This is a genomic window from Roseateles koreensis (assembly GCF_028595305.1).
Taxonomy (GTDB): Bacteria; Pseudomonadota; Gammaproteobacteria; order Burkholderiales; family Burkholderiaceae_C; genus Paucibacter_A; species Paucibacter_A koreensis.
The window spans coordinates 55,581-71,583 of record NZ_JAQQXS010000020.1; the positions used below are offsets into that span (position 1 = coordinate 55,581).

The window sequence follows — 16,003 nt, forward strand, 5'->3', positions numbered from 1 at the left end:
TTTGAATTGCTTTCGGGCCGGGTCAGGCGATGAGACGGGTTTCACCGGCACCATGCAGATTGCTGTCGCAACGGCTGCACAGCGTCGGATGCTCGGGGTTGCTGCCCACATCGGCGCAGTAATGCCAGCAGCGTTCGCATTTGGCTTGGGCGGATGGAGTGACGGCCACGGTCAACTCAGGCGCCTCGACGAGACGGGCGGCCGAGGTGATGAAGACGAACTTCAAATCCCCGCCCAGCGACTGCAGCAGTTGCAGATCGGCGGCGGCCACACCGAGGGTGACTTCGGCTTGCAAGGAAGAACCTACCGCGCCTTCGCTGCGCACGGCCTCGATGGCCTTGTTGACTGCCTCGCGGATCTCGCGGATGCGCGACCATTTGGTGCGCAAGGCCGCATCGGGTTCCGCAAACTGCCAATAGGTTTCGGTGAAGATGCTGTCACCCGGCTGGGCGCCGGCGAAAACCTTCCAGGCTTCTTCGGCCGTGAAGCTGAGGAAGGGCGCCATCCAGCGCAGCATGGCATTGGTCAGGTGCCACAAGGTGGTCTGTGCCGAGCGGCGTGCCAAGCTCTTGGGTGCGGTGGTGTAGAGGCGGTCTTTCAGCACGTCGAGGTAGAAGGCGCCGAGGTCTTCGGAGCAATAGACCTGCAGCTTGGCCACCACGGGGTGAAATTCATAGCGTTCGAAGTGGGCGAGGATGTCGGCCTGCAACTCTGCGGCGCGAGCCAGGGCAAAGCGGTCCACTTCCAGCAACTCTGCCAGCGGCACGGCGTCGGCCTGGGCGTCGAAGTCGCTGACGTTGGCGAGCAGGAAGCGCAAGGTGTTGCGGATGCGGCGGTAGCCGTCCACCACACGGGCGAGGATTTTTTCGTCCAGGCCAAGGTCGCCTGAATAATCGGTCGAGGCGCACCACAGGCGGATGATTTCAGCGCCCATCTTTTCGCTGACGGTTTGTGGCGCCACCACATTGCCCTCTGACTTGCTCATCTTGCGGCCCTTGCCGTCAACGACAAAGCCGTGCGTCAGCAAGCCCTTGTAGGGCGCGCGGCCGTACAAGGCGCAGGCGATCAGCAAGCTGGAGTGGAACCAGCCACGGTGCTGATCGTGGCCTTCCAGATAGAGGTCGGCTTCGGGGCCTTGCGCGTGGGCTGCACCCTGGTGGCTCCCTTTGAGCACGTGCTCAAACGTGGAGCCGGAGTCGAACCACACGTCCAGAATGTCGGCGCCCTTGCTGTAGGACTCGGCTTCAGCGCCCAGCCATTCGGCGGCGTCCAACTTGGCCCAGGCTTCCACACCGCCGGTTTCCACCAAAGCGGCGGCGCGTTCGATGAAGGCCAGGGTGTCGGGGTGCGGCAGACCGGTGTCCTTGTGCAAGAAGATGGGCAGGGGTACGCCCCAGCTGCGCTGGCGCGAGATGCACCAGTCGGGGCGGCCGGCGATCATGTCGCGCAGCCGGGCGCGGCCATTTTCGGGGTAGAAGCTGGTTGCTTCGATGGCGTCCAGTGCGGTTTGCCGCAGGCATTTCTCCGGCGCCTCTTGGGCAAATACGCCCACGCCCTCGTCCATGCGCACAAACCATTGGGCTGCGGCGCGGTAGATCACTGGCGTCTTGTGGCGCCAGCAGTGCGGGTAGCTGTGGGTGATCTTGGTGTGCGAGAGCAGGCGACCGGCGGCTTCCAGCGCCTCGGCGATCACCGGGTTGGCCTTCCAGATGTGCAGGCCGCCGAACAGCGGCAGCGCAGCTTCGTACTGGCCGTTGCCTTGCACCGGGTTCAAAATGTCTTTGAACGCCATGCCGTGCGCAACACAGCTCTGGAAGTCGTCCAGGCCGTAGGCTGGCGCGGAGTGGACCACGCCAGTGCCGTCTTCGGCAGTGGCGTAATCGGCCAGGTAGACGGGGCTCACGCGGTCGTAGCCGGCATCCACATGGGCGAGAGGGTGTTTGAACTGCTGCATCGCCAGGTTCTTGCCCAGAGTGGTGGCCAGCACGCGGCCTTGGCCTTCAAGCTGCCAACGGATCAGGCACTTTTCCACCAGCGCTTCAGCCACCATGAAGATGCCGCGCGGCGTGTCCACCAAGGCGTAGCTCAGCTCGGGGTTGAGGTTGAGCGCTTGGTTGGCCGGGATGGTCCAGGGGGTGGTGGTCCAGATGACGGTGAACGCGTCTTTGTCCAGCGCGGGCAGGCCGAAGGCCGCGGCAAGCTTGGCGGGCTCGGCGCTGAGGAACGCCACGTCCACCGCAGGGCTTTGCTTGTCGGCGTATTCGATCTCGAACTCGGCCAGCGAGGAGCCGCAGTCAAAGCACCAGTACACGGGTTTCAGGCCGCGGTAGACGAAGCCGCGCTCGAACAAACGCTTCAAGACGCGGATCTCGCCGGCCTCGTTCGCAAAGTTCATGGTGCGATACGGGTTGTCCCATTCGCCGAGCACGCCCAGGCGTTTGAAGTCTGCGCGTTGGGCGTCGATTTGCTCGCCGGCATAGGCACGGCTCTTGGCCTGCACCTCATCGCGCGGCAGGCCGCGGCCGAAGGTTTTTTCGATCTGGTTTTCGATCGGCAAGCCGTGGCAGTCCCAGCCGGGGATGTAGGCGGCGTCCATGCCCTTCAACTGCCGGGCCTTGACGATCATGTCTTTCAGGATCTTGTTGGCGGCGTGGCCGATGTGGATCTGGCCGTTGGCATAGGGCGGGCCGTCGTGCAGCACGAACTTGGGCGCGCCGCAGCGGGCATCGCGCAGCTTTTTGTAGACGCCATGCGTCTCCCACTCCTTGACCATGCCCGGCTCGCGCTTGGGCAGGTCGCCGCGCATGGGGAAGGGCGTGTCCGGCAGGTTCAGGGTGGCGCGGTAGTCTTTGGCGTTGGTCGTCATGGCGAAACTTTCGGGCCGCGCGAAGTCGGCGGCCAGGAGATGCATTGAGCAGGAGGGCGGAGGGCTGCAAAGATCAGCGGGGCAGGCCCGCTGTCAGCCTCAAATTCGGTCGCGCGTGGTCTGGCGCCGCAGTGCCGCGTGCGGTCCCTGGGCCGGCGTGCCAGCGAGAAAGGCGCGAGCATCCCGCACATCTTGGGCGATGGCGGCCGTCAGGGCGGGCAGCCCGTCAAAACGGGCTTCATCGCGAATTTTGTGCAGGAGTTCCACGTGCACGAGTTTACCGTAGCCGCCGCTCTGGCCCAGTTTGGCTGGCCAGTCCAGGCAATGGACTTCAAGCAGCACCCGGCCGGCGTCTTCTACCGTAGGGCGCACGCCCAGCGAGGCCACACCGTCCAACGGCGTGGCGGCCAGCCCATGCACGCGCACCGCAAAGATGCCGTGGGCGGCTGGCTTGTCGTGGGTGAAGCGCAGGTTCAAGGTGCGAAAGCCATCGGCAGCCGCAGGGCTGGATTCACCCAGGCTGCGCCCCAGCTTGGCACCGTGAACCACATGCCCGGAGATGGCGTAGGGCCGACCCAGCAGCCGGGCAGCGGCGTCCATGTCACCGCCATGCAAGGCCTCGCGAACCGCCGAACTGCTGACGCGCAGGCCATGCACCTCATAGCTCATCATGCGGGCCACGTCGAAACCGTGGCTGCGGCCGGCCGCGTCCAGCGTGGCGTAGTCGCCCTGGCGCTTGGCGCCAAAGCGGAAGTCATCGCCCACCAGAATGTATTTGGCACCCAGGCCTAGGATCAGTACTTGTCGAATGAAATCCTGCGCGCTCAGGCTGGCCAAGGTTTCATCGAAGCGCAGCACCACGGCCTGGTCGATGCCGCAGCGCTCTAACTCGCTGAGCTTGTCGCGCAGCAGGGCAATGCGGGCGGGAGCCAGCTCCGGCTTGCTCAGCCGTGCCGCGAAGTAGTCCCGCGGGTGGGGCTCGAAGGTCATCACGCAACTCGGCAAGCCCCGGTGCGCCGCCTCTGATTTGAGCAAGGCCAACATGGCCTGATGGCCTCGATGGACGCCATCGAAATTACCGATCGTCAAGGCGCAAGCGCTGGCGATGCCGGGATGATGAAAACCGCGAAATACCTGCATCAAGGGATTATCGCCGCCCGGCGCGCTTCAAGCGGGTGTGGCCACCTGCAAATGACGTTGCGCCACACCGAGTAGATCATCCATTTCGAAGGGCTTGACGAGGTAGTCGTCCATGCCGCACTGGATGCAGCGCTCACGGTCGCCGTTCACCGCACTGGCGGTCAGCGCAACGATGGGGATGCGCGGCGAGAATTGGGCGCGCTCATGGCTGCGCCAGCGACGGGTGGCCTCGAAGCCGTCCATCACGGGCATCTGGCAGTCCATCAGCACCAAGTCGTAGGCCTGGTCTTGCAGGCGATCAAGCGCCTCCTGGCCGTTTTCAGCCTGATCGACGCGCAAGCCACACTGTTGCAACATGGACGAGGCAACCAGTACATTGACCGCACTATCGTCCACCAACAGTACTCGGCCGCTGAGCTGCGGCATCACGCGCGCTGCCCGCTTGCTGCTTTGGCGGGTGTCGGTGATGGGCGAGGGCGCATTGTTTGCGATGACAGGCGCTGCGTCCTGCTTCACAAGGTGAGCTTCGATCGTGGGTAGATTCTGGCTCGGCGAATCGCCGGGCTTTTCAGTAGCCCCTGTCTCACAGGGCAGCAAGGGCAGGGTGAATTCAAACAAAGAGCCATGGCCAGGCGCGGAGCTGCAGCGCAGGTCGCCGCCCATGGCGCGGGCCAGTTCGCGGGAGATGGTCAGCCCAAGCCCGGTGCCATCCTGACGGCGCGGCGCCTTGTGGCGCTGGTCTTGTGCTTGCTCGAAGGGCGCGAACACGCGCTCCAATTGGTCGGCAGCAATGCCTTCACCGCTGTCTTGCACTGCAAACCGGAGCAGGCTGCCGGCCCGCATGTCGCGGATGGTGCCGATGTCCACTCGCACAAATCCCTGTTCGGTGAACTTGATGGCATTGCCGATCAGGTTGTGTAGCACCTGTTTGATGCGGGAGGCGTCACCCAGCGCGAATTGCGGCAGCGCGGGGCTGAGCTTGAGTTCGAAATTCAAGCCCTTTTCATGTGCGGTTTGCGACAGCAGCTGGCACACATCTTCAACCGTTTCGTGCAAATTGACCGGCCCGGTGTCCACGGCCAGCTTGCCGGATTCAATGCGCGCAAGGTCGAGGATGTCATTGACCAAGGCCAGCAAGTGCTGGCCGGAGCGCCGCATGATGTTGACGTGCTCACGCTGCTGGGTATCGAGCGACGAGCGTTCCAGCAATTGCGTCATGCCCAGGATGCCGTTGAGTGGCGTGCGGATTTCGTGGCTCATCACCGCCACGAAACGGCTCTTGCTGGTGCTCGAATGCTCGGCGGATTGCAAAGCCAGTTGGCGTTGCTCGGCGACCCATGCATTGGCAAACCGGTTGCGGAGCAGGGCTGTGACGCGCTGATCCATCTTGCGTGACTCGTTCAGGGCCAAGCCCAGAAAGCCAATCAAGCCCAAGGCCGTGACTGCGCCCAATTGAGTGCCCAGGCTGAATTGGTGCACCACCATAGGCGCCAGCGACAAGGTCGAAAAAGTCAGATTGGTGCTGAAGGCATTGCCCAGCGTGAACAGGCTGATGGCCATCACCGCCACGACGGCCGCGAGAATGATGGCGTTGAGTTCGGCCGCGCCGGGCATGTAGAACAAATAGGCCATCAAGCCCCAGCTCAGTGCGTCCATCCCGAGCAGCAGGAAATAGCGTTTGCGCCAAGTCTCGAGGCGGTCCGTGCTCAGGCGTAGCGACTTCATGCGCTTGAAGCGCAAGGAATCCGTCACCCGGAGCACCACCAGAATCGTGCGGGCAACCAGCCAGCACAGCAGCACCGCGTGCGGCAGGTAGGCCCAGAAGAGGATCACCGGAATCACGCTGAATATCAGCCCGGCGATGCTGGGCGTGATGGTTCGCCCCAGCAAGGACGCCAGTTGCTCTGACTTCACGTTGCCGGTGATGTCAGGGCACTGCGTTTCGGCACCCGTGACCGGGGTCGGTACTGCGATCATTCTCATATCCCTCAATAAGCGAGTCGCCTGTCAGCGACCCCTTTGGGGCGGGGTGGCCTCTACGTGCCACACTCAAGCTCCAAGGAATGATTTTGTACCTTCAATATGTTACAAATTACCCGGGATGAACCCTGAAACGTCGTAAATACGTCGCACATTCATGGGTAAACCCGTGGGTGTTTGCGCCGTGTCAAATGCGCACCGAGGCCGTATTCGGACCCTGTTGGAGATATCAGGGCGTGATGAGTTTGGGGCTGCTGATCCAAATCCATTCACCCGGTTTCAGATCGACCGGCAGTTCGAGTGCGCCAAAGCGCGGGCGGTGCAGGCTCTCCACCCGATTGCCCACCGCCGCCACCATGCGTTTGACTTGGTGGTATTTGCCTTCGGTCAGTGTCAGGCGCAGGCCATGGGTGCCAAAGGCTTCGGCGCCTTCAGCGCGAACCTCTTCTGGCGTGTAGGCGGGCTTGGCGTCGGCGCCCGGCTTGGGCGAGGGTTTGCCGGCGGACTTGAAGTTGGACGAAGCACTGGCCGCACGCCCCGCGACCTCGGCCTTGGGCTCCGGCTCACGCAGGGTCACGCCGGCCAACAACTGAGCCACTTGCTCGGGCGTCACGGGGTGCTTGCACTGCGCCTCATACACCTTGGGCACATGGTGTTTGGGGCTGGTGAGCTTGTGAATCAACGTGCCGTCGTCGGTCAGCAGTAGCAGGCCCGTAGTGTCTTCGTCCAAACGGCCGATGGGCTGAACATCGCGCTCGCGCAGCGGTGCGGGCAGCAGGTTCATCACGCTGGGGTGATGCTTGGGTTTGCGCGAACACTCATAGCCCGTCGGCTTGTTCAGCAAAATCAAGGCCTTGTCGTAGAAGGGCCAAGTTTTGCCGCTGACTTCAAAGCTGAAGCCTTCGCACTCAAATTCGGCGTCCGGGTCATCGACCACCTCGCCGTTGACACTGACCTCTTCGTTGTAGATCAGACCGGCGCACAGCCGCCGGGTGCCGAAGCCCTGGGAAAAGAGAATTTGGGACAGACGCATTTTCATGCGTCTATTGTCCCTCAGTCGCGTTCTTCAGCCACTTCTTGGGCCGCGCCCAGCCGTGCAGCAGTCGGCTGCGTGCTCAGACGAATACGCCAGCGCTGTCTTGCAGACGCGCGCTGACTTCACCCAAATGATGCAGATCGTCGCCAAACTGCAGGCACATGACCGTCAGGCGCTTGAAGTAGTGGCTGCTGATGTACTCGTCCGTCACGCCGATGCCACCGTGCAGCTGTGTGCATTGTTGGCCCACATAGCGCATGGATTTGCACAGTTGCAGCTTGGCCTGCGAGAGCGCCATGCGCCGGGCGGCCGGGGCCTCGTTGATCTTGAGTGTGGCGAAGTAGCTCATCGAGCGTGCGAGTTCAAGCTGCATCTTCACGTCGGCAACGCGATGGCGCAGCGCCTGGAAGCTGCTGATGACGATGCCAAACTGCTTGCGCGTGTTGAGGTACTCGACCGTGATGGCCAGCATTTTCTCCATGGCGCCCACGCCCTCCGCGCACAGGGCGGCAATGCCAACATCAACGGCACGCTCCAGCACCGCCAAACCTTGCTCGGGGCCAACCAGCAAGGTGGCTGGCGTGTTGTGCAGGGTCAGCTCTGCGGCACGCGAACCGTCTTGCTGGCTGTAAGCACGGGTGCCGACACCCGCAGCGCCGCGTTCCACCAGATACAGCGCCACACCCGCTTGCAGGCCTTCGCCGCTGCGCGCCGGAATGATCCAGGCATCCGCCTGATCACCCGCCAGCACCAAGGACTTGGCGCCAGTGAGCAGGCCATTCTGAGCCACGGTGGTGGGTTGATCCAGTCGGTAGCGGGCACCGCGCTCTTGATGCGCCAGCACGATCAGGGCCTCGCCGCCGGCAATGCGGGGCATCCATTGCGACTGGACGCTCTGCGGCGCTTCGCGCAGCACGGTGGGGGCAATCAGCCCGGCCTGGGCGTAGGGCTCTATGACGATGCCCCGCCCGAGTTCTTCCATCACCACCATGGCGTCGACCGGGCCAAAGCCCAGGCCGCCATGGTCTTCAGAGACGGCCAAGCCCATCAGGCCCAGCCCGGCCAATCCATCCCAGGCCTCGCGAGAAAAACCGCCCGCTTTGACGATCTCGCGCCGGCGCTCGAAGCTGTAGTCTTTGTCCACCCAGCGGCGTACCGCATCGCGCAGGGATTCTTGGTCTTCGGTGAAATCAAAATCCATGATGTTCTCGCTTCCTCTCAGCCCAGCACGGTTTGCGCGACGATGTTGCGCTGCACTTCGTTGGACCCACCATAGATGGTGGTCTTGCGGTAGTTGAAATAGTGGCTGGCCAGGGGGGCGCAGTGGGCGGCGCCCACGTGGTCGCCTTGCCAACCCGCTTCCATCGCTTCATGGATGAAGGGCAGGGCAAACGGGCCGGCCGCCTGCATCATCAGTTCGGTGTAGCGCTGTTGGATTTCGCTGCCGTGAATCTTCAGCAGGCCGGCGACGTCCAGCGATTGCTTGCCACTCTTTTCGGCGGACAAGACGCGCAGTACCATCATTTCCAGTGCCACCAGGTCAACTTCCAGCAAGGCGATCTGGTCGCGGAAGCGGGTGTCTTCCCAGAGGCCTTCGGCCTTGGCGATGCGCTTGAGGCGCTCCAACTCGCGCTTGCCGCGGTTGACGTCGGCGATGTTGGTGCGCTCATGGGCCAGCAGGTATTTGGCGTAGGTCCAGCCCTTGTTTTCTTCGCCCACCAAGTTGCCGACGGGTACCTCGACGTTGTCGAAGAACACTTCGTTCACCTCGTGCTCGCCGTCCAGCATGACGATGGGGCGCACGGTGACGCCCGGCGACTTCATGTCGATCAGCAAGAAGGAAATACCGGTTTGCGGCTTGCCGGAGTTGTCGGTGCGCACGAGGCAGAAGATCCAGTCGCCGTGTTGGCCCAGTGTGGTCCAGGTCTTCTGGCCGTTGACGATGTATTTGTCGCCCTGGCGCTCGGCCCGGGTTTTCAGCCCAGCGAGGTCGGAGCCTGCACCGGGTTCGCTATAACCCTGGCTCCACCAAACCTCACCGCTCATGATGCCGGGCAGGTGGCGCTCTTGTTGCTCGCGGCTGCCGAAGGCCATGATTACGGGGGCCACCATCACCGGGCCGAAGGGCAGGATGCGTGGCGCACCGGCCAGAGCGCATTCTTCTTCGAAGAGATGGCGTTGCACGGCATTCCAGCCCGGACCACCAAACTGCTTGGGCCAAGCCCAGCCATGCCAGCCCTTGGCGCCCAAAATCTTGGCCCAACGTTGCAGGTCGTCTTTGCTCAGGCGCAGTGCGTTGTGCACCTTGTAGCTGATGTCGGCGGGAAGGTTTTGCGCCACCCATTGGCGCACCTCGCTGCGAAAGGCCTGTTCTTCGGCCGTGAAATTCAGGTCCATGCTTGTCTCCTACATTCAGCGGAGTTTTAGCACGAACGTTCAAATTTAAGGTGTCTCTCTTGGGACAAACGAGGGACAGTTGGTCTTATTGCCGAAGGCTCAGACGTAAAAAAGCCACCTTGCGGGTGGCTTCTCAGGGATCACCCCAGGGCGGGGTGAATGCAACTCAAGCTCAAGCTTGCTTGCGATTGCGGCGGGTAGCGGCCAGGGCGCCAAAGCCAGCAACGGCCAGCAAAGCCAGCGATGCGGGCTCAGGCACCTTGGTGCCGCCTTGAGGTACGGACGTGGTGGCAAAGGAGAGCAGCTTGAAGGCGTTGTTGCCGGCGCTCAGGCTGCCGCTGGTTGTTGCAGTGCCCAAGGTGCCGTAGCTGGTGACCAACCACCAGCTGGAGGCATTGGCTGACGTGGCGGCCAAGCCGCTGCTGACGACGCCACTGCTGGTGACGTCGGCCGCATTCGTGACCAAACTCCAGCCGGCGCTGACCATGCCCGCAGCCGTGTTGCCTGCAATCGACGGTGCGGCGCTGCCGGTGTAGCGCCACAGGCTGACGTCGGAGTCATAACCATTGGAGATGCCTGCCCATCCGACTTGGAAGGAACTCAGCACCACGCTGGAGCCGAAGTTCAGCACCATCACATCTTTGCCATAGCTGTCGCTGATAGCGTGTCGCGGGGCCAAAGCATTCAAGCCTTCGGCCCTGTTGTCGATGCCATAGCCATTGCTCGATCCCCAGTCCATGTGACGGCGGCGGTGTCGAAGATGGTGCCGCTGCTGCTGGTTCCATCCGCGGCGGTCTTGGTGGTCGAATAGGCGGTCAAGGTCACACTGGGATCACCTGCAGTACTGGCCGAGCAGCCGTAGCTGCCGCTGTTTGTTGTGGTGCCTTGCGTGCAGTACGGCACGACGCCGTCATAGGCATACGTCGACGAGGCCAAAGCCGAAAACGAGGCGCAGACCAAGCCGATGGACGCAGCTGCCATCAGCAGTTTGCGCGTTGTGTTTGTTGTCATTTTTCGTTCTCCTGTCGAGGCGACGTTCAATTGCGACGAAAGCTGATTTGCAAAAATCGGGCCAGAGTTGCCAAGTCTTTGTGAATCAAGAGCTTACCGATCTGCTCATTTAACTGGTTAGCTCGGCTGTAAAGTTTTCCGACGCCAACAACACCCCTCATTTGAGGGCCTGCTGCAATTTGGTGGCGTCTGCCACAGATTCGAAGCGGTTGGAGATCTTCAGGGCGGCATCCACCTCGGTTTTGGCTTCGCCGCGTCGCCCGGTCTTGTTTAGCACGGCGGCGAGGTGGTAGCGGATCTCCGGGTCTTGCGGTGCCCGCAGGCGGGCGTCGCGCAGGAGTTGCAAGGCCCGGTCGTCCTGCCCGGCCAAATGGTGCGCCCAGGCCAGCGTGTCCATGTAGGCCGCGTTTTCGGGTTCAGCGGCCTGTGCTTGCTGGGCAACTTTCAAGGCGGTGGAGTCTTGTTGTCGCATCAGCACATAGGCCAGATTGTTCAAGGCATCAGCGTCTTTGGGCGCTTGTTTGAGCAGGCGCTCATAACTGTCTTTGGCAACTGACAAATTGCCTTGGCGGGCCTGGGTGTTGGCCAGTGCTCGCAGAATGGTCAAATCTTTGGGATGGCTGCGCAACCAGTCTTCGGCGGTTTTGACTTCAGCCTTGCTATCGCCCAAGGCCGACTGGGCTTGCATCAGGCGAAGGATGGTCGCGGCGGATGGCTCCACCTGATGCGCACTGCGCGCCGCCTCCAACGCGGCCGGCAATTGCCCGCGCGATTTCGCCACATCGCCGATCAAGGCGTAGGAGGCGGCGCGTTTGGGGCTGAGTTGCAGCACCTGCTGTGCGCGCTTTTCGGCCTTGGTCGGGTTGCCTTGGGCAAGGTCCACCCGCGTCATCAAGCTCAGGGCGGGCAGGTATTGCGCATCGCTGGACAAGGCTTTTTCGAGGCTGTAGCCCGCGCCAGCGGCATCGCCCGCCAACATTTGCAGGCCGGCGATTTCGGTCAGCACGGCGGGGTCGTAGTCGGCCCGACGGGAAGCGTTGACCAGGGTGCTGCGGGAGCCCTGCGGGTCGCCATTGGCCAGCTTGGCACGCGAGTAGGCGATGAGCATGGGCACGTCCTCGGGTGATTTGGCCAGCATCTGCTGTGCCAGATCAACAGCGGCGCCGGGGTTGCGGGTGCGCAGGTTCAGGTCAATGAGGGCGAAGCCGGGGCGGAATTCTTTGGGTCCCGCGTAGTCCACCGCCTTGGTCAGCCAGCGCCGGGCGGCGTCAATCTGCCCTTGGCGGAGCTCAAGATGGGTCATCTCCATCAAGGCGTCGATATTGCGCTCGTTCTCTTTCAGGAGGGCCGTGAGGCGGCTGCGGGCAGCATCAAAAGCTTGCGCGGCGATGTCGAGCCGGGCCAGGCCCAACTTGGCCGACATCAGGCTGGGGTCGGCCTTGAGCGCCCGCTCATAGGCTTGCCGCGCTCCGGGAAGGTCGTTGGCCTGGCTTTTGGCCAGCCCTTGCAGATTGAGAAAGCTGGGGTTGTTGGCCTGTTGTTCAACCAGGGTATTGGCCACGGTTACCGCTTTGCTGGCCTGGTCGGTGCGCAGATAGACATTGACCAGTGCCGCGGCGGCCTGGGTTTGCTTGGGGTCGCGTTTGAAGGCCTTTTCCAACTCGGTCTGGGCGCCGCTGGTTTGTCCTTCACGCATCAGGCTCAGGCCCAGGGCGGTGCGAAACTCCGGTGAATCTTTGCTGCGCAAGGCTTGCTGCATCAGCGCGCTGGCTTTGGCGTGCCGCCCCTGGTTCATATAGGCTGAGGCGAGCAGCACCATGGCCTGGCCGTCGCCGGGCTGGGCTTTCAGGTAGCCCTCAAGCAAAGAGACGGCTTTTTCGACGCTGGGTTCGAGCAGATAGATCTGCGCCAGCAGCTTGGTGGCGGGGCTGTTGGCTTGGTTGCGGCAGAAAAATTCCAAATACGGCTTGGCCTTGGAGGGCTCATCCAGGCCGAAGTGGGCCAAGCCATTGAGCAGCAGCAGTTGGGGCCGGTAGCGGATGAACTCGATAGGCACCGGATCGATCAGATCGATCACGTCATGCAGGGCGGCCTTGGATTCTGCGGGTTTGCCAGCGCGGTCGGCCAGCAGCGCGCGCAGGTAAACGGCACGCGGCTCGTCGGGCGAGCGGCGCAGCACCTCTTCAACCTCAGGCCCAGCCTCGGCGAGGCGGTTCATGTCGAGCAAAATGCCGGCACGCGCCAGCCTCGCTTCTACATGGTCTGGGTTCAGTTGCAGGGCTCGCTCGTAGTGGGTCAAGGCGGCGGGCATGTCGGGGCGCAGGTGCAACACTGAGCCCTTTTGATACCAGGCCTCGGCGCTGTCGGGCCCCAGGCGCAGGGCGGCATCGGCAGCCGTCAAAGCCTCGGGGAATTGGTGCGCCCGCACACGCACCTGCACTTCCGAGATGTAGCTGGCGGGTGAGCGGCTGTCGATGGCCCGCGCATCTTCAATCGCCCGGATGGCGCTGCGGGCATCGCCCAGGTCGGAGTGCGCAGAGGCGCGTACCAGCAGCAAGGAAAACTGCACCGGTGCCGGCAAGCCAGTCAGATTCAGGCGAGACTGCGTCAGCACCTGCTCGGGCTTGCCCTGGGCCACCAAGGATTCCGCCAGCGGCACAACGATTTCGCTGCGATTGACGCCCAGGCGCAAAGCCTCGGTGAAGGCGACTTCTGCCGCCACGGGCTCGCTGTTGGCCAAGTAAGCACGCCCCAGCAACACTTGCACGGGCAGCAGGGTCTTGTCGATTTGCAGCGCGTTTTTCAACTGCAAAATGGCACCGGCCACGTCTTTGCGGTCAAAACGCGTCAAGGCGTCTTCGTAATATTTGGAGGCTTTGTCCGAGGCCGCTTGGGCGAGGCCGCAAGCCAGCAGCAGGGACAAGGTGAGCGCGCGCAAGGGTCGGGCAGAACTGAGGGTGCGGGTCATCATTCCCTTATCGACTGAGTGGGGGCCGTTGTTCGGCCGGTTTTTGCCGTGTGACTAACTTGTTAAGGCCTTGGACAGTTGCAGGGCAGCGCTGAATCGCCGCGGCGTCTTCAATCCGCTCAGTAGCGCAGGTCCAAGGTCATCACTTCATTCTCGCGCTTCATCTGGAAGCGCGACAGGAAACTGTTGCCTAGGAGAACGAAATTCATCTGCCCAGGCGTGACGATTGCCTCGACATTGCGAAGTTCAACGTCACCGATGCGCACCGAGCCCAGTGACAGCACATGGGCCGGGACCGCGCCGTTGGCGGTTTGGGTCATCACGCGGCGACCCTCTTTGTAATTGAGGTTCATGCGGTCCGCTTCAGCCTGGCTGATGGAGACCACCGTGGCGCCGGTGTCCACCAAAAACTGGGTGGCTTGGCCGTTGATGCTCCCGGCGCTGGTGAAATGACCACCGGGGCCGGAGCTCAGGGTGATTTTTCGCCCGCTCCCGCCGCTGGCCTGCCCATTGCCCACGCGACCTGGCGAAGCGCCCAATTGCAGGACTTGGCGCTTGCCGTCGATCTCAATCATCACCCGGTTGTCTTCCAGCGAGACCAGCCGCACACCTTTCACGCTGCTGCCTACGGCCACCGTGCGGGCTTCGCCATCGATTACCAGCAAGGCAGCCTGGGACCCCAGGCTACCGTTGAAGCTGACAGCCGGGCCGCCGCCGGGCATATTCTGGGCCCATGGCGTGGCCATGGCCACCCACAGCGCGGCGCCGCAAACGAGAAAGCACGCGGGGCGGTGGGCAGCGTTTGTCATGGTGGGTGACGCGTTAGTCGCGGAAGTTGCCGTAGCTCAGTGGCGTGTCGGCAAACTCCTTTTTTAGCGCATTGATGGCGGCCTGAAGATCGTCGCGGTTCTTGCCGGTGGCGCGCACGGTGTCGCCCTGGATGGATGCTTGTACCTTCATCTTCGTTTCTTTGACGAAGGTGGTGATCTTCTTGGCCAGTGGGGCTTCGATGCCGTTTTTGATCTTGTAGATCTGGCGCACCTTGTCGCCGCCCAGCTTTTCGACTTTTTCTTGTTTGTCGAGGAAGCTGATCACCACGCCTTGCTTGGTCAGCTTGCCGTAGACCACGGCTTCGATTTGCTCCAGCTGAAAGTCGCTGTCGCCGATGCTGTGAATCTCTTTTTCTTTTTCTTTCAGCTCGACGCTGGCGCTGGTTCCCTTGAAATCAAAGCGGGTGCCGATCTCTTTGGCGCTGGTGTCAATGCCGTTTTTGATCTTGACCATGTCGGGTTCGAGGGTGATGTCAAAGCTGGGCATATTGATTTATTGAATGGGTTGAAGGAGAAGGGCGCTGATTTGCGCCTTTGATCTGGGAAAATTCTGCCATGGATGACAAAGCGCTCAAGTTGGACCCGGAATTTGTTGCTCAGGCCCCCTCACGGCGCCTGACGGTGGAGCGAGAGGTCAATCTCAAACCTTTTAACACCTTTGGCTTGCCAGCAACAGCCCGTAGCTTGGTGCGTATCCGCGAAACGGCGGATGTGCGTCGCGTGCTTGATGACCCGGAGCTGGGGCGTGCGCCCAAGTTTGTGCTGGGCGGTGGCAGCAATCTCGTGCTGACCCAAGACATTGCCGCGGTGGTGCTCAAGATCGAAATCCCCGGCCTGCGCCTGGTGGAAGAACGGGCCAACGCCTGGGTGATTGAGGCCGGCGCCGGCGTGCCCTGGCATGAGGTGGTGCGTTGGAGTGTTGAGCAAGGCTACCCCGGCCTGGAAAACCTGGCCTTGATTCCTGGTACCGCCGGAGCCGCGCCGGTGCAGAACATCGGTGCCTACGGCCTGGAGGCGCAAGACCGCCTGGAGAGCGTGGAGGTGGTGGACCTGGTGACCGGCCGGGTGGCGCATCTGCCGGCCTCGGTGTGCCGATTTGGCTACCGTGACAGTGTGTTCAAGCAGACCGGTTTTGGTGGCCTGGCGGGTAAGAGCGTGATCACGCGGGTGCGCTTTGCGCTGCCCAAGCCATGGAAGCCGGTGCTGGGCTATCTGGAACTGGAACGCAAGATGAGCGAGACCGGCATCACCGCACCCACGGCGCAGCAGATTTTTGACTGGATCTGCGCGATCCGGCGCGCCAAGCTGCCCGACCCGGCCGTGATCGGCAATGCAGGCAGTTTCTTCAAGAACCCGGTGGTTACGCCTGAGCAGTGCCGTGACATCATCGGCCGCGACCCTGCCGTTGTGCACTACCTGATGCCTGACGGGCAAATCAAGCTGGCGGCCGGTTGGATGATTGACGCCTGCGGCTGGAAGGGCAAGGCGGTGGGCGGCGCGGCGGTGTACGAGCGCCAAGCGTTGGTGCTGGTGAACCGGGGCGAGGCCCGTGGTGCCGAGGTGCTGACGCTGGCCCGGGCAATTCAAGAGAGCGTGTACGGCCGGTTCGGCATCCGCTTGGAACCGGAGCCAGTGCTGTTGTAAGCGCGCTTGTGGGCCTGTCCGAATTTCTGTGTGTGAGGCTCATTGAACCTTCACCGGTTTCGTGAAGCTGGCTGGGGATCTTACGGGCTCGATTTGGTGAACCGGTCGTCGTAGAGGATCGCGAATTGGTT

Annotated in this window: 12 protein-coding genes; 1 reads left to right on the forward strand and 11 read right to left on the reverse strand. The window is 62.5% G+C overall.

What is annotated here, in order from left to right; genetic code table 11:
- Positions 1–22: 22 nt before the first annotated feature.
- The 11 genes from ileS to PRZ01_RS18070 form a co-directional block, all read right to left on the reverse strand.
- A complete protein-coding gene (gene ileS / locus PRZ01_RS18020; protein WP_273598232.1) occupies positions 23–2,866 on the reverse strand; it encodes an isoleucine--tRNA ligase in 2,844 nt (947 codons plus the stop codon).
- A 99-nt stretch (positions 2,867–2,965) separates the two neighbouring features.
- Positions 2,966–4,006: a bifunctional riboflavin kinase/FAD synthetase gene (locus tag PRZ01_RS18025; RefSeq protein WP_273598233.1), complete on the reverse strand. Its 1,041-nt coding sequence runs from the start codon at positions 4,004–4,006 to the stop codon at positions 2,966–2,968.
- A gap of 27 nt (positions 4,007–4,033) precedes the next feature.
- A complete protein-coding gene (locus PRZ01_RS18030) occupies positions 4,034–5,983 on the reverse strand; it encodes a response regulator (protein ID WP_273598234.1) in 1,950 nt (649 codons plus the stop codon).
- A gap of 232 nt (positions 5,984–6,215) precedes the next feature.
- On the reverse strand, positions 6,216–7,019 hold the full coding sequence (locus PRZ01_RS18035; protein ID WP_273598243.1) for a pseudouridine synthase: 804 nt from the start codon (positions 7,017–7,019) through the stop codon (positions 6,216–6,218).
- A gap of 82 nt (positions 7,020–7,101) precedes the next feature.
- Positions 7,102–8,223, reverse strand: coding sequence for an acyl-CoA dehydrogenase family protein (locus tag PRZ01_RS18040; protein WP_273598235.1), 1,122 nt, complete (start codon positions 8,221–8,223; stop codon positions 7,102–7,104).
- 17 nt (positions 8,224–8,240) lie between these two features.
- Positions 8,241–9,419 carry an acyl-CoA dehydrogenase family protein gene (locus PRZ01_RS18045; RefSeq protein ID WP_273598236.1) on the reverse strand — a complete coding sequence of 393 codons (1,179 nt, stop codon included), beginning with the start codon at positions 9,417–9,419 and terminating at the stop codon, positions 8,241–8,243.
- A gap of 172 nt (positions 9,420–9,591) precedes the next feature.
- On the reverse strand, positions 9,592–10,158 hold the full coding sequence (locus PRZ01_RS18050) for a PEP-CTERM sorting domain-containing protein (RefSeq protein WP_273598237.1): 567 nt from the start codon (positions 10,156–10,158) through the stop codon (positions 9,592–9,594).
- Positions 10,104–10,430 carry a hypothetical protein gene (locus tag PRZ01_RS18055; protein WP_273598238.1) on the reverse strand — a complete coding sequence of 109 codons (327 nt, stop codon included), beginning with the start codon at positions 10,428–10,430 and terminating at the stop codon, positions 10,104–10,106. Before PRZ01_RS18055 ends, PRZ01_RS18050 begins: the two co-directional genes overlap by 55 nt.
- A 157-nt stretch (positions 10,431–10,587) precedes the next feature.
- The gene (gene prsT / locus PRZ01_RS18060) at positions 10,588–13,398 is read right to left on the reverse strand and encodes an XrtA/PEP-CTERM system TPR-repeat protein PrsT (RefSeq protein ID WP_273598239.1); all 2,811 of its coding nucleotides are present in this window, start codon (positions 13,396–13,398) and stop codon (positions 10,588–10,590) included.
- Between the two features lie 119 nt (positions 13,399–13,517).
- Positions 13,518–14,207, reverse strand: a complete 690-nt coding sequence (locus PRZ01_RS18065; RefSeq protein ID WP_273598240.1) for a retropepsin-like aspartic protease family protein — start codon at positions 14,205–14,207, stop codon at positions 13,518–13,520.
- A gap of 13 nt (positions 14,208–14,220) precedes the next feature.
- On the reverse strand, positions 14,221–14,715 hold the full coding sequence (locus PRZ01_RS18070; protein WP_273598241.1) for a YajQ family cyclic di-GMP-binding protein: 495 nt from the start codon (positions 14,713–14,715) through the stop codon (positions 14,221–14,223).
- Between the two features lie 128 nt (positions 14,716–14,843).
- Here PRZ01_RS18070 and murB point away from each other — a divergent pair, with 128 nt between their 5' ends.
- The gene (gene murB / locus PRZ01_RS18075) at positions 14,844–15,872 is read left to right on the forward strand and encodes a UDP-N-acetylmuramate dehydrogenase (RefSeq protein ID WP_273598244.1); all 1,029 of its coding nucleotides are present in this window, start codon (positions 14,844–14,846) and stop codon (positions 15,870–15,872) included.
- Positions 15,873–16,003 lie beyond the last annotated feature (131 nt).